This window comes from Afipia sp. GAS231 (assembly GCF_900103365.1).
In the GTDB taxonomy this organism is placed as follows: Bacteria; Pseudomonadota; Alphaproteobacteria; order Rhizobiales; family Xanthobacteraceae; genus Bradyrhizobium.
In genome coordinates, this window is sequence record NZ_LT629703.1 from 6,661,082 (window position 1) to 6,684,303 (window position 23,222).

At 60.0% G+C, this 23,222-nt stretch carries 18 protein-coding genes and 1 pseudogene; 12 read left to right on the forward strand and 7 right to left on the reverse strand.

Going from position 1 to position 23,222, the window contains the following annotated elements; genetic code table 11:
* Nucleotides 1–64: 64 nt before the first annotated feature.
* The 5 genes from BLS26_RS31205 (at nucleotide 65) to BLS26_RS31225 (ending at nucleotide 5,479) form a co-directional block, all read left to right on the forward strand.
* Complete coding sequence (locus BLS26_RS31205) at nucleotides 65–1,201, forward strand: iron-containing alcohol dehydrogenase (RefSeq protein ID WP_244541744.1); 1,137 nt, start codon at nucleotides 65–67, stop codon at nucleotides 1,199–1,201.
* A 49-nt stretch (nucleotides 1,202–1,250) separates the two neighbouring features.
* Nucleotides 1,251–3,077, forward strand: a complete 1,827-nt coding sequence (locus BLS26_RS31210) for an AMP-binding protein (RefSeq protein WP_092516311.1) — start codon at nucleotides 1,251–1,253, stop codon at nucleotides 3,075–3,077.
* A 49-nt stretch (nucleotides 3,078–3,126) separates the two neighbouring features.
* Nucleotides 3,127–3,954, forward strand: a complete 828-nt coding sequence (locus BLS26_RS31215; protein ID WP_092516312.1) for an enoyl-CoA hydratase-related protein — start codon at nucleotides 3,127–3,129, stop codon at nucleotides 3,952–3,954.
* A gap of 144 nt (nucleotides 3,955–4,098) precedes the next feature.
* Nucleotides 4,099–4,803 carry an SDR family NAD(P)-dependent oxidoreductase gene (locus BLS26_RS31220; protein WP_092518844.1) on the forward strand — a complete coding sequence of 235 codons (705 nt, stop codon included), beginning with the start codon at nucleotides 4,099–4,101 and terminating at the stop codon, nucleotides 4,801–4,803.
* A 25-nt stretch (nucleotides 4,804–4,828) separates the two neighbouring features.
* The gene (locus BLS26_RS31225; RefSeq protein WP_092516313.1) at nucleotides 4,829–5,479 is read left to right on the forward strand and encodes a TetR/AcrR family transcriptional regulator; all 651 of its coding nucleotides are present in this window, start codon (nucleotides 4,829–4,831) and stop codon (nucleotides 5,477–5,479) included.
* Here the strand turns inward: BLS26_RS31225 and BLS26_RS37330 are convergent.
* Nucleotides 5,452–5,814 (reverse strand): hypothetical protein, encoded by a 363-nt coding sequence (locus tag BLS26_RS37330; RefSeq protein ID WP_092516314.1) that lies wholly within the window; start codon nucleotides 5,812–5,814, stop codon nucleotides 5,452–5,454. The two genes, BLS26_RS31225 and BLS26_RS37330, sit on opposite strands and share 28 nt — an antisense overlap.
* Nucleotides 5,815–6,362: 548 nt before the next feature.
* Between BLS26_RS37330 and BLS26_RS31235 the strand changes: the two genes are divergently transcribed.
* A complete protein-coding gene (locus BLS26_RS31235; protein WP_244541746.1) occupies nucleotides 6,363–8,483 on the forward strand; it encodes an MASE1 domain-containing protein in 2,121 nt (706 codons plus the stop codon).
* Here BLS26_RS31235 and BLS26_RS31240 read toward each other — a convergent pair.
* Nucleotides 8,478–9,140, reverse strand: coding sequence for a response regulator transcription factor (locus BLS26_RS31240; RefSeq protein WP_092516316.1), 663 nt, complete (start codon nucleotides 9,138–9,140; stop codon nucleotides 8,478–8,480). The genes BLS26_RS31235 and BLS26_RS31240 overlap by 6 nt on opposite strands.
* A gap of 555 nt (nucleotides 9,141–9,695) precedes the next feature.
* Here BLS26_RS31240 and opgC point away from each other — a divergent pair.
* Entirely contained in the window at nucleotides 9,696–10,985 is a 1,290-nt protein-coding gene (opgC, locus tag BLS26_RS31245) for an OpgC domain-containing protein (protein ID WP_172804736.1), read from the forward strand.
* A gap of 131 nt (nucleotides 10,986–11,116) precedes the next feature.
* Here the strand turns inward: opgC and BLS26_RS31250 are convergent, their stop codons facing one another.
* A complete protein-coding gene (locus BLS26_RS31250; protein WP_092516317.1) occupies nucleotides 11,117–11,578 on the reverse strand; it encodes an Lrp/AsnC family transcriptional regulator in 462 nt (153 codons plus the stop codon).
* Nucleotides 11,579–11,794: 216 nt separating this feature from the next.
* On the opposite strand from BLS26_RS31250, the gene BLS26_RS31255 reads away from it, so the two are divergent.
* From BLS26_RS31255 to BLS26_RS31270, 3 genes and pseudogenes are all read left to right on the forward strand, one after another.
* Complete coding sequence (locus BLS26_RS31255) at nucleotides 11,795–12,799, forward strand: dipeptidase (RefSeq protein WP_092516318.1); 1,005 nt, start codon at nucleotides 11,795–11,797, stop codon at nucleotides 12,797–12,799.
* Nucleotides 12,800–12,914: 115 nt separating this feature from the next.
* Nucleotides 12,915–16,523 (forward strand): bifunctional proline dehydrogenase/L-glutamate gamma-semialdehyde dehydrogenase PutA, encoded by a 3,609-nt coding sequence (gene putA, locus BLS26_RS31260; RefSeq protein WP_092516319.1) that lies wholly within the window; start codon nucleotides 12,915–12,917, stop codon nucleotides 16,521–16,523.
* Nucleotides 16,524–16,984: 461 nt separating this feature from the next.
* A pseudogene (locus tag BLS26_RS31270) lies at nucleotides 16,985–17,140 on the forward strand (enoyl-CoA hydratase); the annotation flags it as partial.
* A 38-nt stretch (nucleotides 17,141–17,178) separates the two neighbouring features.
* On the opposite strand, the gene BLS26_RS31275 reads toward BLS26_RS31270, so the two are convergent.
* Genes BLS26_RS31275 through BLS26_RS31290 form a run of 4 tightly spaced genes read right to left on the reverse strand, consistent with a single transcriptional unit; the run spans nucleotide 17,179 to nucleotide 21,636 of the window.
* Nucleotides 17,179–18,033, reverse strand: coding sequence for a xanthine dehydrogenase family protein subunit M (locus BLS26_RS31275; protein WP_092516321.1), 855 nt, complete (start codon nucleotides 18,031–18,033; stop codon nucleotides 17,179–17,181).
* Nucleotides 18,030–20,402 carry a xanthine dehydrogenase family protein molybdopterin-binding subunit gene (locus BLS26_RS31280; protein WP_092516322.1) on the reverse strand — a complete coding sequence of 791 codons (2,373 nt, stop codon included), beginning with the start codon at nucleotides 20,400–20,402 and terminating at the stop codon, nucleotides 18,030–18,032. Before BLS26_RS31280 ends, BLS26_RS31275 begins: the two co-directional genes overlap by 4 nt.
* Nucleotides 20,395–20,892, reverse strand: a complete 498-nt coding sequence (locus tag BLS26_RS31285; protein WP_092516323.1) for a (2Fe-2S)-binding protein — start codon at nucleotides 20,890–20,892, stop codon at nucleotides 20,395–20,397. The genes BLS26_RS31280 and BLS26_RS31285 overlap by 8 nt, the downstream gene beginning before the upstream one ends.
* Nucleotides 20,893–20,916: 24 nt before the next feature.
* A complete protein-coding gene (locus tag BLS26_RS31290) occupies nucleotides 20,917–21,636 on the reverse strand; it encodes a hypothetical protein (protein WP_092516324.1) in 720 nt (239 codons plus the stop codon).
* Nucleotides 21,637–21,759: 123 nt separating this feature from the next.
* On the opposite strand from BLS26_RS31290, the gene BLS26_RS31295 reads away from it, so the two are divergent.
* A complete protein-coding gene (locus BLS26_RS31295) occupies nucleotides 21,760–22,251 on the forward strand; it encodes a helix-turn-helix domain-containing protein (protein ID WP_092516325.1) in 492 nt (163 codons plus the stop codon).
* A gap of 173 nt (nucleotides 22,252–22,424) precedes the next feature.
* Nucleotides 22,425–23,222, forward strand: coding sequence for an enoyl-CoA hydratase/isomerase family protein (locus tag BLS26_RS31300; protein ID WP_244541747.1), 798 nt, complete (start codon nucleotides 22,425–22,427; stop codon nucleotides 23,220–23,222).

Below are 23,222 nucleotides of genomic sequence, written 5' to 3' on the forward strand. Positions count from 1 at the left end.
GCGCGGTTACTGGCACAAATGGAGGACCAGCATGACTAAAATCGGATTCCATCAATATCCGCCGATGGATCAGGTGATCTTCGGAAAGCCCGCCGGCCAGGCCCTGCGCGAGGAGGCCGAGCGGCGCGATGCCAAGCGGGTGTTCCTGATCGTCAGCAAAACGCTGAACACGACGACCGACGAGATCGAGAAGATCCGCAATGCGCTGGGCGACAGATATGCCGGTACCTTTGATGGCGTTCCGCAGCATACGACGCGTGCATCGGCAGTCACGGCGACGGCTGCGGCCGCAGCAGCGAAAGCGGACTTGATCGTTGCCGTGGGAGGCGGATCCGTCGTCGATGCGGCCAAGATCGTCCTGATGTGCCTTGAACACGATATCACCGACGAATCCGGCCTCGATGGATTCGAGCTGGTCTCGACGCCGGAGGGGCCGCGGCCCGGTCCATTCCGCGCGCCGAAAGTGAGGATGATCGCGATCCCCAGCACGCTCTCGGGGGGAGAGTATAACTCCGGAACGCTGGTGACGGACTCGCGCAGGAAGCTGAAGCAGATATTCAGCCATCCCATGATGATGCCGCTGTCGATCATCCTGGATCCCCTGATCACGCGGCATACCCCGCAGACGCTGTGGCTCGGATCCGGCACGCGCGCGATGGACCACGGGATCGAAGCGGTTTGCTCGCCGAGAGGCAACCCGCTGGTGGAAAGCGTGTGTCTGCGAGGTCTGCGGTACCTGTATGACGGCCTGCTGGCCACGAAGGAAAACCCGGACGATCTGGAAGCCCGGCAATTTTGCCAGCTTGGCTCCTGGATGTCCGCCTTCGGCTTGCAATGCCGCGTTCCGATGGGAGCAAGCCATGCGATCGGACACGTGCTGGGCGGCACTTGCGATGTTCCGCACTATCTTTGTACAGCCGTCATGATGCCGAGCGTGCTGAAATACAATCAACCGGTAACGGACGAAGCGCAAAAGCGAATCGCCGAGGCATGGCGCGCGCCGGACGCCAGGGCCAGCGATACCTTCGCCCGGTTCATCGGTCGACTGGAACTGCCCGGCCATCTTTCGGAGGTCGGCGTGACCCAGGACAAGTTTGAACTGATCGGCCGCAACGCGATGCTTTCGGTATTCACCCGAGCGAACCCGAGGACCATCAAGGGTCCGGAAGATATCGTCGAGATTCTCAGGCTTGCTGCTTAGAGGCGCATTCAGCGCGAAGCATCGATCGTCAGACAGGAGCAACGGCCGCATGACCCTTCACCAATCTCCAGATGCCCTCTCTGAAGGCCCCAAATTCGCGCCACGTGAAGTCCGGATCGAGAAACGCCCCGACGGGGCGCTGGTGCTGCGATCTCCGATCGCGTTCGAGGACCCGCAATGGTCGATCCTGGATTTCATTCCGGAATGGGCGGAGAAGGCGCCGCAACGGGTATTCCTTGCCCAGCGCGGCCGCGACGATGAGTGGCAGAAGCTCACCTACGCTGAACTATGGCAACGGGTGCAGTCGGTCGGGCAGGCCATGATCGATCTCGGCGCCAGGCGCGGCGACAGATTGGCGATCCTCTCCGGCAATTCGATCGAGCATGCGATCGTGATGTTCGCGGCGATGTCAGTCGGGGTCGTCGCCGCTTCGATATCGCCGAACTATTCGCTGATGCCGGGCGGACTGGCTCGCTTGCAGGACATCGCAACACTGCTGAAGCCTTCGTTGGTCTTCGTGCAGGACAGCGAGGTCTTTTCCGGCGCACGCAAGATTCCGGAGCTTGTGTCCGCGATCTGGATTGCGGCGGATCAAGGGCCCGGGATCGTCTCGCTTCAGTCGCTCTACCTGACGCGTCCCGGCGCGGAATTCGAGCAGGCCTTTCGTTCGATCGACAAGGAGGCCGCGGCAAAAATCCTGTTCACCTCGGGTTCGACGGGGCTGCCGAAGGGCGTGATCAATACGCACAAGATGATGGCAAGCGCGCTGCAGATGGGGACGTTGCTGGTATCGCCTCGCGAGGCACCGGTGCAGGTCGAGTGGCTTCCGTGGCATCACACGATGGGAAGCAACGTCATCCTGCACGGCATTCTGAAGCATGGCGGTACGCTCTATATCGACGAGGGGCGTCCAGTCCCGCAATTGTTTCACAAGACGATTGCCAATTTGAAGGACGTATCTCCGACCGCCATGTTCAACGTGCCGGCGGGATACACCCTGTTGTGCGAAGCCCTGGAAACCGATCAGGATTTGCGTACCAGCTTTTTCCTGCAACTAGACCGGATGAGCTACGCCGGTGCTGCGATATCGCCGACCACGCTCGACAAACTGTATAAGCTGGCAAAGGCCGCAACAGGCAGGTCGATTCCGGTGATGTCCGGGTACGGTGCGACCGAAACGGCTCCGACGATCGCCACCACGCACTGGGCAACCGACACGCCGGGCGAGTTGGGACTTCCGGCTCCGGGGGTGGAATTGAAACTCATCCCCGCCGGCGACACCTATGAGGCTCGCGTGCGCGGCCCCAATGTGACGCCAGGCTATCTTGGCCGGCCGGATTTGACGTCGGCGGCGTTTGACGATGAAGGTTTCTACCGGGTCGGCGATACCATATCCTTTATCGATCCCGCCGATCCGGGGCGCGGCCTGCGTTTCACCGGCCGGGTTTCGGAAAATTTCAAGCTCGCGAACGGGACATGGGTGGCAGTCGGTAATCTGCGGGCCGCAGTGCTGGCGGCGACGCACGGGGTGTTGCAGGACATCGTCATTGCCGGCGAAAATCGCCACTCATGCGCCGTGCTGGGCTGGTTGAACCCGGTCATGGCCAGGAAGCACGCTGCCAATCCCGATGGCAATCTCAACTGCGACCCGGGCGTGATCGCAGTTCTCCAGCAGAGTCTGCGGCTTTACAATGCCGGTGTCGGAAGCAGCGAGCGCATCTGCGCGATGACCCTGCTCGAGGAGCCGCCTTCGCTGGCGGCCGGCGAGATCACCGACAAGGCCTACGTCAATCAACGCGCCGTCCTGATCAACCGGGCGGCGCAGATGGAGCTTGTCTATTCGTCCGAGCCGTGTGGCCAGGTGGTGGTCATTTAGGAGACAACGAGAGATCCCGGCTTCGGCAGTCGAAACAGGAGCGGTTGAAATGGCAAATGATCGGATCGAAATCGACACCGGAACCGGCGAGCTGTTGTGTGAAATCCGCGACCGCGTCGCGCTCATCACGCTTAACCGCCCCGAGGCGCGCAACGCGCTCTCCGACCATCTGACACCGGCCCTGCGGCGGATGATCAAGCAATGCGGCGATGATCCTGCCGTCGGTGCGCTGCTGATCACGGGCGCGGGCACGGCCTTTTGCGCGGGCGGTGACGTCAAGGGCATGGGTGGCAATTCAAACAAGGCCGAAATGGCGTTTGAAGACCGTGTTGACGATCTGCGGACCAAGCAACGCACCTTGACCGGTGCGCTGGTGGCGGTGAGGAAGCCGACGATCGCAGCGCTTCCGGGACCCGCTGCCGGCGCCGGGATGGCGCTTGCGCTCGCCTGCGATATTCGCGTTGCCGGGGAATCCGCGATCATGTCCACTGGATACGCCCGCATCGGGCTGACCGGGGATTTCGGCATCGCGTGGCTGCTGACCCGGTTGGTCGGAACCTCGCGGGCGCGGGAGCTGATGTTCCTGTCGGAAAGGATCGACGCCCGCCGCTGCGAGACGCTCGGCCTCGTCAATCGCGTGGTGCCCGATACCGAGCTTCGCGAGGCCGCGTTTGCGCTCGCGAAATCGCTGGCGGAGGGGCCGTCGATCGCGCTGGCCCACATCAAGGAGAACCTCGACCATGCCCTGAAGTCGGATTTTCTCGATTCAATGGATCAGGAAGCGGAAAACATGGTCCGATCGTCGCGCACGGTCGATCACAAGGAGGCGGTGCGCGCCTTCATCGACAAGCGCAAACCCGCATTCGCAGGGCATTAGACCCGTCTGGACCGTTAGCTCACATCGAATTTCATTGTGTTATATTATGCATATCATCTAATATAGCGAAATCAAAACCGCGCGTTAGGTGCCCAATGCTGTTCGGAATCCTGTCACAGCGATGCAAGCCCTTTGGAGGCGCCGATGCCTGACAAGCCGATTGCCATCGTCACAGGTGTCGGTCCCGGCACCGGTTCCGCGATTGTCCGGCGCTTTGCCGCGGAAGGCTTTCGCGTGATTGCGCTGGCGCGCTCGCCGGATCGCATCCGCGCGCTGGAACGGGAGCTTCCCGATACCCACGCGATGATCTGCGATGTCTCCAGCGAGAGCCAGGTCGCAGATACCGTGGCCAACATCCGCAAATCATACGGCGCACCGAGTGTCCTCATCCACAACGCGGTGGGAGGCGGGTGGGGAACGTTTCTCGAAATCGAGCCGAAAATGCTCGATCGGAATTTTCAGGTGAACGTAATGGGCCTGTTGTACCTGGCGCGCGAAGTGGCGCCGGACATGATCAAGGCGGGCAACGGCGCCATCCTCGTCACCGGCAACACCTCCGCCATTCGCGGCAAGGCGAATTTTGCCGGCTTTGCCCCGACCAAGGCAGCGCAGCGCATTCTATCGGAATCGATCGCGCGCGATCTCGGACCGCGCGGTATCCACGTCGCGTATGTCCTGATCGATGCCGTGATCGACGTGCCGCGCATGCGCGAACGTCTGCCGGACGCGCCGGACCATTTCTTCATCAAGCCGTCCGCAATCGCCGACGAACTGTGGCATCTCTACAAGCAGGACCGCTCGGCATGGTCCTTCCTCAGCGAGATTCGCCCATTCGGGGAAAAATGGTGAGCATGAGCATACGTGAGAGCCCGCCATGCGCTACGTGAAAGGCCATGGCCTGCAGACCCGGAGGCGGATCGTCGAAAGTGCTTCCCGTGCGCTTCGGCAAAGCGGTGCCGACGGCATGAGCGTGGCCGATTTGATGAAGCTCGCGGGTCTCACGCATGGCGGTTTCTATTCTCATTTTGAATCACGCGAAGCGTTGGTCATCGACGCATTTACCCTGGCCATGGACCGAACGGTCGCTCAATGGATGAGCCTTACGAAAGCAACGCCGATCGAGCAACGACTGGAGGTCTTCGTTGACGCCTATCTGAGCCCGAAGCATCGGGATGATCGGGCACATGGTTGCGTGCTGCCGGCGCTCGGTACCGACATCGCTCGTTCAAGCCAGAAGGCGCGGCGTATATTTGCACGGAAGCTCGACGAAATGATCGACGTGGTGGCGGGGTTCTTCCCGGGAAAACCACCGGAGCAGGCGCGCCAGATCGTGACCGCCGCGCTTGCAACCATGATGGGCTCGATCGCTCTCGCGCGTGCGGTCGGCGACGACATGCTGTCGAACGAGATTCTTGGAGCCGGTCGGCAGGCCTTCCGCGGTCAATCCGCGAGACGAAAATCGCTGACAGCATCGGGTGTTCGGCGACCGAACAGAAATTACAAGGAGACAAGCGACCATGACTGAACATGTGAAAGCCGAGATCGACGCCGGCTCATGACCTGTTTTGGTCTTCGACGTTCCCCGAGCAATTTCCCGACGGCGCCGCGCAGCAATTCGGCTCGGAATTCAACTGATTGCGGCGCCTTGGCGCTGCCCAGGCGTTCCTTGCACAAGGCAATCAGGACCTCCGCCTCGACGGTTTTGCCTGGTTTAAGTTGAACGACGGCCGTGACCGCTTCGCCCCATTTTTTCGTCTGGCGCGCTACCACGATACAGTCGAGCACGGCTGCATGCCCTTGCAGAACGTTTCCGATCTCGATGGGGTTCTCTCCAGTAAATGGGGGAAGAAGTAGTACCACCTTCGGGGTAGACGCATCGCCGCATCAATTGTTTGGACAAAGGGACGTGTGAATCAGCTTCAGGTTCGCGTCAGCGCGTATCGTCTCAATCCGTCAGCAGATTTCATGCACGTCGACTGACGTCGGCGAAAAATCCGACCTTTCCGTGGGCCTGTCTTCGTCGTACGATGCTTCCTCCTGAAAATTCGGGGTGAACATAAGGCGGCGCGAATTCCTCGGGGCGCAATGACGGTGCGCTCCGTGCCACGGAGCTGAGGCGGTCTGCAGGGCCGTTGTCCGGCCAAACATGCGGTTCGTGGAGACGAAGACGGAACAGCAACGCTGCCTGAGGCTCATCGCACGCACTATCTCTTCGTCCGTCAGCAGACTGCGGTGATCAATTCGATCTGAGTGCATCTTGCAGAGTCCTGCATTGTCGCACCGGTCGAACGTAGGGGTGGGCGATCAACCGTTTGATAAACGGGAAAGTAGCGATCTTTGATCTTTATCAGGGAGATCAAAAGGTCAGTCATGGTGGACGATCCAACTGCCTAGTCCAGGCGTCGACGATGTCCGATCCACGATCACTAGCGCCGGAGATAGAGTTCCGCCGAGGCATTAGCTATGCCGGGGGTCTGGTCACAATTGGAGTGATCTATTTCGCCTTGGCAAAAGGCGGACTTGCTCTCGCCTCTATTCATCCCAGTGCAACGCCAATTTGGCCACCAACGGGTGTCGCACTGGCCGCGGTGCTGTTGTGGGGATATCGGGCTTGGCCCGCTATTTTCACGGCGGCGGCGATCGCCAATGCGACGACCGCCGGCTCGGTTGCCACCGCAATTGCGATTGCGACCGGCAACTCTCTTGAAGCGGTTGTTGGCGCTTACCTGATCAATCGATGGTCGAACGGATGTCATACGTTCTCGAGGCCAAATTCTGTCGCGAAGTTTGCTCTGATTTGCTTCGTCATTGCGGCACCGATCAGCGCCAGCATTGGACTGACCAGCCTGGCAACCGCAGGGTACATCGAACGAGCGAATTTCACGGACGCCTGGGTCACATGGTGGCTGGGAGATGTGACCGGCGCGCTGGTCATTGCCCCCGTTATCGTGCTTTGGGCGTCAAGCCACTCCCATGCCTTCAACCTCAATGAATTTTTGGAGACGGTCGGCGTTATCGTAACAGCGGCGATTGTTGGACTCATTGCTTTCAGCCCTCTGTTCGAGCAAACGCCGAGCCGGGATCCGCTGGGATTTCTTGCGATCCTGCCAATGTTGTGGGCGGCGCTGCGCCGCGGTCCACGTGACACCGCAACGGTTGCGCTGGTGCTTGCCGCCATCACGATTTGGGGGACGTTCACGGGCGGCGGTCCCTTCACGACCGCGGATATCAACGTTTCATTCCTGCTGGTGTTGATGTTCTTGATCAGCATTACCGTTCCAAGCTTGTTACTGAGCGCCGACGTCGAGGTGCGCAAGAAGGCGGAGGAACGTCTGCGCCGCGCGCAGATCGAGCTCGAACGGAAGGTTGCAGAGCGTACGCAACAGCTGGAGCTCGCCAATGCAGCAAAATCGCGCTTTTTGGCTATGGCAAGCCATGATTTGCGGCAACCACTGCATGCACTAGGCCTGTTCGTTGCACAGCTGCGCACGCCGCTCAAATCGGGGGAAAGGACAAAGACGATCGAGCAGATCGATGCAACGCGCAAAGAAATGGATGAAATGTTCAATTCGCTCCTGGATATTTCCAGGCTCGATGCTGGAATCCTTACACCCAAAATTGCTGAATTCCCGATCGCGCGCCTGTTGCAAAAAATTGAGACAGCGTTTGATCAGACAACGCGCGAAAAAGGCTTGCGTCTGCACGTCAGGCGAAGTGACGCCTGGGTGCGGAGCGACGCCATGCTGCTCGAACGCATACTGCTCAATCTGGTATCCAATGCTGTGCGCTATACATTGCGGGGCGGGATCATCGTCGGATGTCGTCAGCGCGGTGAAATGTTGCGTATTGAAGTATGGGATACCGGTCCCGGTATTCCCGAGGATCAGAAGCAGAATATATTTGGCGAGTTCTTTCAACTTTCCGCCCCGGAACGGAACCGGCATGGCGGTCTGGGGCTCGGCTTGGCTATTGTCGACAGGCTTCGCGTACTTCTCAACCATCAAATCGATGTGGCTTCGACGGTGGGCCGAGGTTCGCGATTCGCAATCCTGGTTCCGATGGCCGATGAATGCGTCACGTCCAGCGAGCCTGTCAACTCACCTGGCCCTGAAGCCTTTGCAGTCGAAGGCAAGGTAATTCTTGTTATTGCCGATACTCCAATTGTGCTGGAGGTAACGGGCGGATTGCTCGGCAATTGGGGATATTCCGTCGTTACCGCCGGATCCGACGAAGCTGCACTTATCCGCCCTGCAGAGCGCCCACAACGTCCCGATCTTATAATCTCGGATTATCATCTTGCGAACGGAAAGACCGGGATCAGAGCTATTGAACAAATTAATGCGGCGTTTGGCTCATCAATTCCAGCCATTCTCATCAGCGGCGATACGGCACCTGAACCGTTACGTGACGCCAAGGATAGAGGATACATCTTGCTGCACAAGCCCGTCGACCCAATGCGGCTCCGCGCTGTCATGCACGAGTTCTTTAGGGATCGTGACGATAGGAGAGACACCGGGGCGGCTTTATGACTGGGATTTCGGCGACAAATCCCAGCCCATTTTTCCTGCCTTTATTACTGCCTCGGTGCGGCTCGTTACGCTGAGCGCCTTGAGAACGACCGTGATGTGGTTCTTCACTGTCGGCACCGCCACATTGAGGGTCTTGGCAATGGTCTTGTTGCTTTTTCCCTTCATCAGGAGCGCAAGCACTTCAATCTGCCGATCGGTCAACCCGAGACCCTTGGGAGAGCCGCGCGTCACCAGCTTGTTTGTAAGCCGTGGAGACGTTGTTTCCTCAAGGATCTCCGAGGGAATGTAAATACCGCCGGAGAACACTAACTCAATGGCGTTGAGCATGACCTCACGTTCGGTAGTTTTCGGGATGAAACCCAGAGCGCCGAGTTTGAAAGCGAGCCTGACTGTATCTTGATCATCCGAGGACGAGAGAATGATGATGGCAATGGTCGCATAGCGGTCACGCAGTTCGCGGAGGACAGAGAAGCCATCTCGATCAGGTAAATTGATATCAAGCAAAATGAGGCTGATGTCGGGATGTTCCTCGACTATGCGCATTGCCTGACCGCCGTTCGAAGCTTCAAATATGGCGGCTTCTCGCTTCAGTTGTTTCAGGACAGCGTGCAGGGCGTCGCGAATTAATGCATGATCGTCGACAATAAGAACTTTCATAAGCGCTCTCCGTCATCCCGTTGCACGGAGATTTAATTGAAAAATCATACACCCACCTTCGGGTCCCTGGCGAGGAAGAAGGTGGCGGAAAACTGGCTCCCGAAACCGCCCTCAATGCTTGGCCTGACCAACGGTTCGCCGTCAGGCACTCAAAGGAGGAGCCGAATGCCGTGTAATGACCTCACGGCAGGACACCCAAAAGGCGAGTACGGACCACGCGAGTTGTGGGATTCAGAGTCTCCTTCGTTATGCCCAATGGTGATTGATGCCGAGATCTGTACGGTACCTTGATCATAGGACCTAGGAACCTCTCACTGTGGACCTCCGGCTGATTTACGCGCCGTGCCGTTGAACGATGATCGTCAACGGCCAGCCTCATACGCTCGGAGGTTCCACCAAGCGCGGCCATATGATCGTTATCGCCATAGCTTTCGTGGCTGGGTTTAGCGTGAAGCCACTCTGGACGGCAGCGCTGTTACGATCCGGCAGGGCGGCTGCGCTTTTGTTAAATTCGGTCCCTTTTGAAGCGTGCTCGCATGCCGGACGGGGAATCAGATGCATGATCGAACTGCCACCCCGAAGCTATTGGTAGGTGCGCCGCCGGAGCGGGAAGGCGACGGCCGCGATCTGCGCATTGATGCGTGCCGCGGCATCGCGCTCTGGTGCATCTTTCTTGACCATGTCCCCAACAACATCGGGAGCTGGTTGACGCTGCGAAACTACGGCTTCAGCGACGCCGGGGAAGTGTTCATGTTCGTCTCGGGTGTGACCTGCGCGCTAGCCTACGGCAAGGCCTGGTGGTGCGGAGGCTGGACCGGCTTGATCAGCCGGACACTGTGGCGAAGCTGGGAAATTTATGTCGCATTTCTGCTGCTCACGCTCGCCTGTGCCATCATGGTTCACCTCGCAGGCAGCAACTATCTTGCCGACAAGAGCAATACGAGCATTCTGTTGGAGCAGCCGGGCGTGACGCTCGCGCATGCGGTGATCCTGCAATACCGCCCGGTCAACACCGACGTCTTGCCGCTCTTCGTTCTTTTTCACCTTTTGTTCGCGCCGCTGCTGTGGTTTCTGCTGCGAGCGCCGAACGCAACGCTCGGCGCGTCGCTGTTGCTTTACGCACTGGTGCACGTCTTCGGCTGGACCATCCCGGCATGGCCGAGCAACCACTGGTACTTCAATCCGCTGGCCTGGCAGCTGCCGTTTGTGCTTGGCGCGTGGTGGATCATCGAGGGCAAGAGATTCCGGCCGTGGGTGACCTCACGCACCGTGCTTGTGGTTGCTCTTCTCTATCTGGTGTTCAGCCTCATCATCGCATTGAGCTGGCGCATCAAGCCGCTGGAAGCGCTGGTCCCACAGGTCATGTTGGACAAATCGAATCTCGATCCATTGCGACTGCTGCATTTTTTGGCCCTTGCGGTTTTGGTGGTGTGGTTCGTGCCTCGCAATTGGCGAGGGCTAACGACGCCGGTGATGCGCGGCGCCATTCTCTGTGGCCAAAACTCGCTGCCGATCTACTGCCTCGGTGTTCTGCTGGCGCTCGCCAGCCACCTGGCGCTGCTCGACATCTCCGAGGGGCTGACGATGCAGATCGCGCTCAGTGGTGGCGGCGTCCTGGTGATGATCGTGGGGGCGATGCTGCTGAACTTGATCAAGATCAAACCCAGGCCGCAGCCGCACGCGAAGCCCATCGAGCAGCCAACCAGGTCTGAGTTGGTCATGAATCTCAAGACAGCCAAGGCGCTCGGCGTTGACATTCCGCCCGCGCTGCTCGCCCGTGCCGACGAGGTGATCGATAGAGATGCTGTTTGCTCCGGTGCGCGCGTCCGGAACTGGCACGTTTGAGCTGCGGGATACACGGCGATACTTCGCCGTGGGGATGACCAAAAATTCCGGGAGCTCGCCGCCCATCCGGGGACGGAAGGCCTTCGATTGGCGCCTCGGATGCTCAGGAGAAGTGTCATCGTGGCGACACGTCAATGAGCGTCGTCGCGCACCGTCTCCATGGCTACGTAGGTAGAAGTGCTCGCCACGTAGGGCAGGGCTGAGATGCGCTCGCCAAGGACGCGGCGATAGTCCTGGATATCGCTGGTCCGAACCTTGAGCAGATAGTCGAAGCTGCTCGCAATCATGTAGCACTCCTCGATCTCCGGTACCTTGCGCACAGCGGCGTTAAACGCGCTCAGCGCCTTCTCACGGGTGTCGGTCAGCTTGACTTCGGTGAAAGCTACGTGCTCTCGCCCCAGTCGCACGGGATCGACGACCGCGCGGAAACCTTTGATGACGCCAGTATCGATTAAGCGCCGCAATCGCATTTGAGCCGGCGTCTTCGAAAGGCCAATCCGCGTCGCAAGTTCTGTCACCGTCATCCGGCCGTCTTCCAGTAGGCAAGCGACGATGCGGCGGTCGAAGTCATCCAATTCACTAGCTATTGGCATATTTGTAGCCTTTTACACTTCTATCTCGCAGTAACTTAGCCCAATAGCGCTACCGATCTCAATAATAAAGGCGATATGCCTTCTGAGTGTTAGATAAATAGCAGAGGGCCAACGCACTCTCTGACCGACTGCTCGGAGACCGGTCTGTTGTCGTCGATCTGCATCGGTTTCGACTCGATCGTATTTTTGAATCGGCCGGCTATCCCAGGAGGACTTATGACAGACAGTCACCGTGTCCACGAATCTGCCATCGTCATCGACTCGGTTTGTCCGCTCGCCAGCGAAGGGCAACATCTCGAACTCTACCGCAACGGCGGCGTAACGGTCGTGAGCCCGACTGTGGCCCTCGGCAAGGACACTGCATTTTCAGCGCTCAAGAAGTTGGGATTCTGGCAGCGCCTGCTCCAATCGCGCCCGGACCTGCTTCAGATCCGCACCGCGGCTGATATTAGGAAGGCAAAGGAAACGAGGCGCCTTGGCATTTTGCTTGCCTTCCAGGGGGCCGACGCAATCGAGACCGATGTCGATTTGATCGACGCCTACAAGGCGCTTGGCGTCGGCGTGATCCAACTCACCTATAATGAGAGGACTCGGCTGGGCGATGGATGCGAGGTGGAGACAGATGAAGGTCTAACCCGCTTCGGTCGGGATGCCATCGCCAGGATGAACCAAGCGCGCGTCGTTGTTGACTGCTCCCATACCGGCTATCGCACCACCATGGAGGCGATAGAAGCCTCCAAAGCGCCGGTTATCTTTTCACATGCTAATTCCTATGCCGTTCATCCTTCCCCGCGGAACATCAAGGACGACCAGATCAAGGCAGCCGCAGCAACCGGCGGCGTAATAGGCATTGCGGGCTATCCGGCCTTTGTTTCCAGCAAGCCCAAGCCAAGCCTAAGCGACCTGATTGACCATATTTCGTATATCGCCGACCTCGTGGGTATTGGTCACGTCGGATTGGGAATCGACTACTTCCCTGGTCAGGACCGCATCATGTCGCTTGAGCATGCACAGGCCATGTTCAATTTTCTGATCAAAACGGGCTATTGGAGCCCGGCCGCCTATCCGCCACCTCCTTATACCTATCCCGAAGGCATCGAAACGCCAGACACGCTGCCGAACCTAACGGCCGGTCTGCTGAACCGCGGCTTTCATGAGGACGAAGTGAAGAAAATTTTGGGCGGTAACTGGCTGCGCGTTTTCGAGGCCGTTTGGGGCTGACATCTTCGAGCGCAACACCAGCGCTCCGACATACGAGGCCGGAGAAGCCGTCTTCAACTGTGAAGCAGCCTGCACCAATAAAGTCGATATCCTCTTGAGCGGAAACATACAGCGGATGGCAAATACATTCTCATTCGAGGGATTCGCACCCCCATTGACTTCGACGCCGCTTCGTCAGCGCATCACTCGCGCCTATCGTTTGCCTGAAATCGAGTGCGTGCCGCCGCTGATTGAGGCTGCGGCGCTTCCCGCTGAAGTTCGCGATGCAGCCGCGGCGACGGCGCGCTCCCTGATCGAGGCGCTTCGGTCGACGTCTCAGCCCCGAGGCGTGGCCGCTTTGGTTCATGAATTTTCCCTCTCAAGCCGAGAGGGAGTCGCGCTGATGTGTCTCGCGGAGGCGCTGTTGCGGATTCCTGACGCCGACACGCGCGACGCGATAATTCGCGACAAAGTCGCACCGGGCAACTGGAAAGCTCATATCGGTGGCGAGCGCTCATTGTTCGTCAATGCTGCCGTCTGGGGACTGGTTGTGACGGGAAAATTGACCAGTCCGGTTGAGCCGAACAGCCTGGCCGGCGCCCTGACGCGGGTCGTGCAGCGCTGCGGCGAGCCCGTGATCCGCAAGAGCGTGGAAATCGCGATGCGAACAATGGGCGAGCAGTTCGTCCTTGGGCAAACCATAGACGAGGCGCTGGCGAACGCCCGGCAGCGGGAGCTGGAAGGATTCACCTATTCGTACGACATGCTCGGCGAGGCGGCGATGACATCGGCTGACGCGGATCGCTACTTCTACGACTATGAGCGGGCGATTCATGCCATCGGCAAGGCGGCAGCCGGCCGCAGCGTCTTAGCGAGTCCCGGAATCTCGATCAAGCTGTCGGCGCTGCATCCTCGCTACGTACGATCGCAGGCCCAGCGCGTCATGAAAGAGTTGCTGCCGCGCGTCCGTCAATTGACCGTGCTCGCAAGGTCTTACGGCATCGGGCTGAATATCGATGCAGAGGAGGCCGATCGGCTGGAGCTGTCGCTGGACCTGCTGGAAGCGCTGGCACTCGATCCCGAACTTCGCGATTGGGATGGATTGGGCTTTGTGGTCCAGGCCTACGGCAAGCGCTGCCCCTTTGTGATTGATTGGATTGTCGATCTGGCGCGACGTGCGGGGCGACGCATCATGGTGCGTCTCGTCAAAGGGGCATATTGGGATGCTGAAATCAAGCGTGCCCAGGTCGAGGGGTTGGCTGATTTCCCGGTGTACACCAGAAAGATCCACACTGACGTTGCGTATATCGCTTGTGCGCGCAAGCTGCTGGCTGCCCGCGAACATGTCTATCCTCAGTTCGCAACTCACAACGCGCAGACGGTGGCAACTCTCTATCACATGGCGGGTCAAGGCTACGCTGCCGGCGACTATGAATTCCAGTGCCTGCATGGCATGGGCGAGCCGCTTTATTCAGCCGTCGTACCAGACAATGCCTTGGCCCGACCTTGCCGAATTTATGCACCTGTCGGTACGCACGCGACGCTGCTTGCTTATCTCGTTCGGCGATTGCTGGAAAATGGCGCAAATTCTTCGTTTGTGAATCAGGTTGCAGATCCCGCGATTTCGGTCGATCAGCTCATTGCGGATCCGGTCAAGGTCGCGAGTTCGATGCCGATTATTGGGGCGATGCACGATGCGATTGCCTTGCCGGAGCGCCTCTATCCCGGCCGTAAAAACTCTCGCGGACTGGACCTTACCGATGAGGCTACTCTGGCGGCGGTGTCGAAGGTGCTGGCGCACAGTGCTACGCGAAAATGGATTGCCGGTTCAGCTACGGGACAATCCCGCATCATCCTTAATCCTGCCGATCACCGTGACGAGGTCGGGATCGTGTTCGAGGCCTCGGAAGCGGATGCGGAAGCGGCAGTCGCCCGGGCCGTCAAGTCCCGCTGGTCAGGTGTGCCGGTTGCCGAGCGTGCCGACGTGCTAGGCCGGGCTGCGGACCTCCTCGAAAGCCGAATGGAAGAACTGCTCGGCCTCATCATGCGCGAGGCAGGTAAGTCTCTGGCCAATGCCGTTGGCGAGGTGCGGGAGGCGGTCGATTTCCTGCGCTACTATGCGGGGCAGGGGCGCGTCACTCTGAATACAAGTCAGCATCGCCCGGTGGGGCCGGTAGCTGCTATTAGTCCCTGGAATTTCCCGCTCGCAATCTTCACGGGGCAGGTTGCCGCTGCGCTAATGGCGGGTAACCCAGTCATCGCGAAGCCGGCGGAGGAGACACCACTTATTGCTGCTCAGGCTGTGGCCATCCTCCATGAGGCAGGCGTGCACCCGGATGCCCTGCAATTGGTACCTGGGGATGGCACGATAGGTGCAGCGCTGGTCGCTGCGTCCGAGATCGCCGCTGTAATATTTACAGGATCCACTGAGGTGGCTCGCATAATCCAGCTGACGCTCGCTGGTCGCTTGTCAAAGGATGGTGCGCCGATCCCGCTCATCGCCGAGACGGGGGGCCAGAACGTAATGATTGTCGACTCCTCCGCGCTGACCGAGCAGGTGGTGGTGGACGTCCTTGCTTCGGCGTTCGATAACGCCGGTCAGCGATGCTCTGCGCTGCGTATCCTGTGCGTTCAGGAGGAGGTTGCTGAGCGAACGCTCGAGATGTTGATGGGGGCCGTGGCGGAGCTCTCGATCCGGCCTACCAATCGCTTGAGTGCCGACGTAGGTCCGATCATCAGTGCAGAGGCACGCGACACGATCGAGCGTCACGTAGAGCGCATGCGAGCGCTTGGCTGCCGTATCGAGCGGGCGACCGTTGCTTCAGAGGCAGGCAACGGGACATTTGTTCCGCCGACGATTATTGAAATCAAGGGGCTTGATGTTCTGGAGCGCGAAGTCTTCGGTCCGGTCCTGCATATTCTACGCTATCGCCGTGACGATCTTGATACTCTGCTCGATCAGATCAACGCGACCGGCTACGCTCTGACTTTCGGACTCCATACGCGATTGGACGAGACGATCGAGGCTGTTACAGGTCGCATTGACGCTGGGAATATTTACGTCAATCGCAACATGGTGGGCGCCGTGGTTGGCGTGCAACCGTTCGGTGGCCACGGGCTGTCCGGCACCGGACCAAAGGCCGGCGGGCCTCTCTATCTCGGTCGGTTGGTAAACGGTCGGTCGCTCGACATTGGTCAGGGCACGGAAGATGCTGCGCTCGCCGATTTCCGGGCCTGGCTGTTGGATCGCGGCGAGATCGCGACTTCGGAAATCGCTGCAAATCACGCGCAACGAACCCCCTTTGGCTTAAAGCTGCTACTGGCCGGCCCGGTGGGCGAGGAAAATGCCTATCGAATTTGTGGCCGCGGAGCGATTCTACTCAAGCCTTGCACGCGGACCGGCCTGCTGCGGCAGCTTTCGGCCGTGTTGGCAACCGGCAATACGGCCGTCGTTGAGGCAAGCTGGCTGAAGGACCTCCATGGGCTGCCCTCCAGCGTGGCCTCGCGTATCTGCACGGAAGGGCCGGCCATCGCGGCCGTTCTTGTTGAGTCTGATCGACCTTCGCTGATGCACACGATGAAGCAGATCGCATCTCGACCGGGCCCATTGGTCCCGGTGCAAAGCAGGTCTGTGGACGGCGAGGGTGCGGATGACTACCGCCTCGACTGGCTGGTTCATGAGGTGTCCGTATCGACGAACACCGCTGCATCGGGCGGGAACGCTTCTCTTATGGCTATCGCATGATCCGTGCGTGCAGCCGTCTGGCCGGACGAGTCCCCGTTCGTTTTTGCCGCATCGAGTTTTTGTAGGGGCTGCACTTAGCTGCCGCGCCGCACGAAGCGTATTAGACTACAGCTATAGCCCGAACAGGTGCACGAACTGGTCTCTCACTCATGCACGAGCACGGTTCTTCCGAGCTGGCGGTCGCGCGGGTGCTTGGCGAGAACTGGCTCCGGGCTTGTCGTTCATGCTGGCGGCAGCGAGGCCGCTCTGGTTCTCAACGACACTAATCGCGTCGGAACTGGAGCACACCCAGAACACCTCCGCGTCCTCGACGCCGTAGGCAAGGCAAAGATGGCCCATGGTGCTGTCCAAATAAACGCAATCGCCCTGCTCGAGCAGTATCGCCGATCCTGCGACCTTGAAGGCGAACCTCACCCGCCGTGGGCTGTATCAGACCCATCATGATCCCTGCACCTAACCAGACCAAGACGTTGATGCGCGACATGGGCAGGATCTCGGCTCAAATCAGCCGGGAAGGCGCGTTGTTTCGCGAGCGCCTGCAGACCGGCGAAGCCCGTGAGGCATTCGCGGCGTTTGCCGAGCGCCGCAAGCCCGACTTTTCGAAGGTCGCGGGATAATTGCGATCGTTCGCCGAGCTGGAAAATGCGCTTGCCGATTAGGCATCAGCCAGTGACGTCAACGCCCTGATGATCTCGGTCTTGACCAGATGCTTGCGATAATCCGCCGACGCGTAGCCATCCGACAGGCACTCGGCCTGCTCGCTGGCGAGCAAGGCGGCGCTTGCGATATTTTGGCTCGATAGTGGTTTGCCGTTCAGGTGTGCGCTTGCGGAATCCGCCGCGTAGGCCCGGCCGGTCGCGCCGGTGATGCTGATCGTGGCGTCCGAAACCACCCCGTCTTGCAGACGTAGCGCGACAGCAACACCGACCACGGCGTAGCCGCTCGCCGGATGGCGGATCTTGCGATATCGGAACTGCACGCCGGGGTTGGGGTAGGGGATGTGGATGGCCACGAGCACTTCGTCAGGACCTAGTGCGGTTGTCATGATACCGACGAAGAAGTCCTTTGCCGCAACATGCCTGCGGCCGGTCGGTCCAGCGATCTCCAGTTCTCCCTTCAGTGCTACAACGACCGCCGGCCAGTCGGCCGCAGGGTCGGCGTTTGCCAGTGAGCCGCCAATGGTGCCGCGATTGCGCACTTGCGGGTCGGCGATCATGTCGGCGGCTTGATGGAAGATCGGCAGCACCTCTCGCAGAGGTTTTGAAGCCAGCAGTTCGGCATGCGTGGTCAGGGCGCCGATCCTGATACGGTCGGCAACTTCGATCCCCTTTAACTCATCGATGCCGCTGATATCGATCAGCAGCGCGGGCGATGCCAACCGCAATTTCAACGTCGGGATCAGCGTATGGCCGCCGGCCACGAGCTTGTTGCCGTCGGGGTCGTCTTGCAGCAGGCCGATGGCGTGGGTGAGGGACGTTGCGCGGACATAGTCGAATGAGGCCGGGATCATCGGTCTGCTCCGGCGCGTGCCTTCTGGATCGACGACCAGACGCGCGGCGGCGTCATCGGCATGTCGAGATGCTTTATCCCGAACGGCGAAAGCGCATCGAGTACGGCGTGAACCATGCATGGCGGCGCTGCGATCGATCCGCTTTCGCCGATACCCTTTACGCCGATGGGATTGGTGGGGGAGGGCGTCTCCTGAAACAGCGACCGTATGCTCGGGACATGTTCGGCGCGCGGCACCGCGTAGTCGAGCAGCGAGCCAGTCATCAATTGCCCGGTATCGCCGTCGTAGCTGACTTCTTCATAGAGCGCTTGCGCGATGCCCTGCACGACGCCGCCATGGATCTGGCCGGCGGCAAGCAGCGGATTAATGATCGTGCCGGCGTCGTCCACGGCGACATAATCGAGAATATCCACGATGCCTGTCTCTGGGTCGACGTCGACATAGGCCATGTGGATCCCCGAAGGCGCGCCCATGCCCTTGGGATCGTAAAATACCGTCTCGTCGAGACCCGGCTCCATCCCGTCCGGAAGCTTGTGACCGACATAGGCCATGCGTGCCACCGTGCCGAATTCCAAAGGCGCAATGTCGGTCCCCGGGACGCTGAACTTGCCCGCCCGATATGAGACATCGCCTTCGTCCACTTCGAGCATGCTTGCCGCGATTTTCTTCGCCTTTGCGACAATACGGGTGGAGGAGACGTGAACGCCGGATCCCCCCACCGCCATGGAGCGGGAGTTGAAGGTGCCGTGGCCGGCCTGGACCTGTCGGGTGTCGCCCTGCACCACATCGATATGTTCGATCGGAACCTGCAGGACGTCGGCGGCAACCTGCGCCAGCGACGTGACATGGCCGTGGCCCTGACTCATGGATCCGGAAAAAATGACGACCCGGCCGCTCGAGTCCACGCTGACCCGCGCGCTTTCCCAGCCGCCGCGGTTGAAGCCCATCAGCGCCAGCCGGCGTGACGGAGCCATGCCGCACATATGAGTATACGCAGCTACACCGATGCCGCGATAGCGGCCCTTGGCGCGCAGCTGATCGCGTTCGCGGCTGCGTGCCGCATAGTCGAAGGCTTCCATCGCCTTTGCCAGGCAGCCCTCATAGTTGCCGCTATCGTAAATCACGGCGGGGCCGTTGTAGGGCTTATAGGGAAAATCGGCGCGCTGAATGAAATTCCGTCGGCGTACCTCAACCTGATCGATGTCGAGGTGCCGTGCGACCGCGTCGATCGCCCGCTCGGCGATGTAGGCACCCTCGGGCCTGCCGTAGCCGCGATAGGCGTCAACCGGTACGGTATTCGTCACGATCACCCTGGAGCGCGCTTCGTAGTGGTCGATCTTGTACGCCCCGGTGCCGAAATTGATCGTGTTCACGGTCGGGCCGCCGCTGGCCATATTCGACAAATAGGCACCGACATTTCCCAGCGTATCGACTTTCAGGCCGAGTATCCTGCCGTCGTTGCGGATCGCGATCTCGATCGTCTCGGTATGGGCTCGGCCATGGTTGGTGGATTGATGGCTTTCGGAGCGCGATTCCCACCACTTGACGGGAACACCGAGGTGGCGCGCCAGATACGGGCAGAGCAATTCTTCGGGGTAGAGATGCATCTTCGCGCCGAACCCGCCGCCAATGTCCGGCGCTACGATCCTCAACTGATGTTCGGAAATGCCGACCGCATCCGCGATCCACCGCCGATGCATGTGCGGCACCTGGCTCTGCAGGTAAATCGTCAGGGTGCCGTTGATGTCTGGCTCGGCCAGAATGGAGCGCGTCTCCATGCAGGTCGGGATCAGGCGATTGTTGGCAACGCGAAGATGGATGACCTGATCGGCCTCCCGCGCGGCCTTCTTGTAGTCGCCACCACCAATCTTGTAGACTGTGGTGATATTGTTGGGCACGTTGTCGTGCAGTTGCGGGGCACCGTCGCGGATCGCGGCTTCCTCGTCGACCACGGCAGGAAGGGTTTCGTAATCGACGTCGATCAGTCCGACGGCGTCATGCGCCAAGGCCTGGGTTTCGGCGATCACCAGTGCGACGCATTCGCCAACGAAACGAACGCGGTCGATGGCGACGACTGGTCTGTCCGGCACCTTGGTCCCCGGTATGATCCAGTTGGGAACGATCGCGCCGATCTTGCCCGCGAGGTCGGCGCCCGACAAAGCCAAACGGACGCCTGGCGCCGTCTGTGCCACCGAGAGATCGACTTGCTTGATGATGGCATGCGCGTGAGGCGACCGCAGCACTGCCATATGCAGCATGCCCGGCGCCTTGATGTCGTCGGTATAGCGACCCTTGCCGGTGACGAACTTGAAATCTTCACGGCGCCGCAGCGGCTGGCCGACATATTTGATCGCGGTTGCTTCAGTCATGGCGATGCGCCTCCGAGGCGAGGGATTGAACTGCGCGGACGATGTTGGTGTAGCCGGTGCAGCGGCAGATATTGCCGGTGAGGCCATGGCGGACCTCGCTCTCGGTAGGGTCAGGGTTTTGCGCGAGCAACTGCCGGGCAGCCATGATCATGCCCGGTGTGCAGAAGCCGCATTGCAGGGCGTGGTGCTCATGGAAGGCCGCCTGTATCGGATGCAACGCGCCACCGGCGGGCGCGAGCCCCTCGATCGTCAGGATCGACGCGCCGTCGGCCATCACGGCGAGAACCGTACAGGATTTGACCGCCTGTCCATCAATGGCGACAGTGCAGGCGCCGCACTGCGAGGTGTCGCAGCCGACATGGGTGCCGGTGAGGCCAAAATCGTCTCGCAGCAGATGAACCAGCAGCTTGCGCGCCTCCACGGAGGCGGTATGGCGCGCACCGTTGACGTCGATCGTCACAATATGACGCTTCTCATCGGTATCAGTCATGCTTTCCTCCGAGCTGGGCAACAGTCATGCGAAGTTGAGCCTGGCGATATCGATGGCGACGAAAACCGGATCGGGAAGGGCGGTGCCGTCGGTCTTCCTGCGCAGCGCCTGCCGCTTGGTGGCGACCTTGAACCCGTCGAAATCCTGGTGGTCGGACAGATAATGCGCCGTCGGTGCGCCGCCGGCGACGGGCGCGCTGTAGTCCATGCGGCAAATCAGGCCTTCGCCGTTGATATGGAAGACCTGCTCGGCGCAGTGCGTTGCAATGTGATCCGGAAACGTAACCTTGAGCCGCCGCCGCTTTTCGCCGTTCTCGTCCCAGGGCTCAATCTCCTCGGTCTGGAAGCCGGGCAGCGCGAAGATGAAGGGCGTCGTGAGGTAATTCCACATCGCATAGCCGCTGAAATAGGCGAGGTTCAGATCGTCCCACGGCGTTTCGACGGTATGACCGTCAAAGGCGGTGCGGGGATTGCTGCGATCCTTAACCGGCTTTCCGTCGAGCGTTTCGATGACGGTATGCTCGGGCTTGCACGAACTGCGCATGGTCTCGCTGATGAACGGCCGGTAGCTGATCCATTGATTGCCGGTGGCGACGGTGACGTGGACGTTCTTGAGAACATCAGGCCATCCCTTCCGCGCCCAAAGGCCGCCGGTGATGGACATGTCGCCTTCGATGGTTTTCACTTTATTCCAGCGCGCGATGCCGCCATGGGCATCGATGACAAGGTCGCGAAGCTCGCTCATGCAGATGGTCCCGTTGTTCGAAATTGCTGGTTCAGTCATGCCGCGGTGATGTCAGTCACAGCGGATATGTCGCTCGACAGATAGTAACTCTAATGATAAGAGGTACTAGGAGGCAAGCGTTTTATGAAGTCCAAGAGCTTTGACGGAATGGCGTGCTCGATCGCCGGCGTGCTGGAGGCGATCGGCGACCGCTGGGCGGTGCTTATCCTGCGCGACCTGTCGCTCGGGCTGAAGCGGTACGAGGATTTGCGCTACTCGACGGGCGTGACCAATGCGACCTTGTCCGACCGGCTGAAACACCTCGAGGATCATGGACTGGTCGAGCGTCGCCGCTACCAGACCAATCCCGAACGATACGAATATGTTCTGACGGTGAGGGGCCGGGATCTGATCCTGGTGACGCAGGCGCTGCTGCAGGTCGGTGACAAGTGGGCAATTTCCGGCAAGGCCGGGCCTCCGCTCAAATTCGTCGATCGGAAAACAGGCCACGCGGTGAAGCTCGCGATGGTCGACGACGAGACCGGGGAGCGCGTCAAGGCGAGGGACCTGCAGCCGCAAGCAGGGCCGGGCGCCGATGAACTGATCCATTGGCGATTGACGCATTTTCCAAAATAGGATGCCGGGAATCCAGCTTGCGGGAGAAGCAAGCCGCGGCTTTTGCTTATGAAATGACGATAATCATCTAATTTGCCGAATCGCGATTACCATGACTTGCAAAATGAAAGTCATGGTGTAGGCTGACGATCAACGAACAGACCGACGCGTCGCGTCGAACAGGGAGGTGCGTGGTGTCCGAGGATGCTTTGGTTACGCGCGAGCAGCGCGGCAATATCTCCGTGTTGACCATGGTTTATCGGCCCTACAATTTGCTGGGGCCGAAGCTCATCAATGCCATCGTCGGACAGATCGAAGAGGCGCAGAAGGCCGGTAGCCGGGCGATCGTCCTTCGCAGCGGGCTGCGGCATTTTTCCGCCGGCGCCGATCTCGATATTTTCGACAAGCGCGTGGAGCAGGGCAGCGGCGATACCGGCGGTGAAAACCGCCGTCTGAACGGCGTCGAGTTTCTCCGCTTCATGGAGTTGCTGCCGATCCCGTTGGTCGCGAGTATCCATGGCGTTTGCCTTGGCGGCGGTCTCGAACTAGCTTTGTCGTGCGACTACATCATTGCAGCATCGTCGGCCAAGATCGGCTCGGTCGAGGCGACGCTTGGGCTGCATCCGCTGCTCGGCGGCATCCAGCGTCAGGTGCAGCGCATCGGCGCGCTGCGGGCCAAGGAGATGTCGATGCTGGCGCGTCGCTATGATGCGCCGACGCTGGAAAAATGGGGCCTGATCAATCTCACGGTTCCGGAGGAATCGCTGGAGAAGGCGACCATGGCGATCGCCGAGGAATTCGCGCAAGGCCCGACGCTTGCGCATGCCGCGACCAAGGAATTGGCCTACATCGCCGTTAATGACGGGGTGGCCGCCGCCGACGAGGCGATGGCAAGGGTACAGGCGCCGATCTGGGCGTCGGAAGATCTGAAGGCCGGCCTTGCCTCGTTCCGCAAGAACGGTCCCGGTCTCGCCAAATTCGCGGGGCGCTAA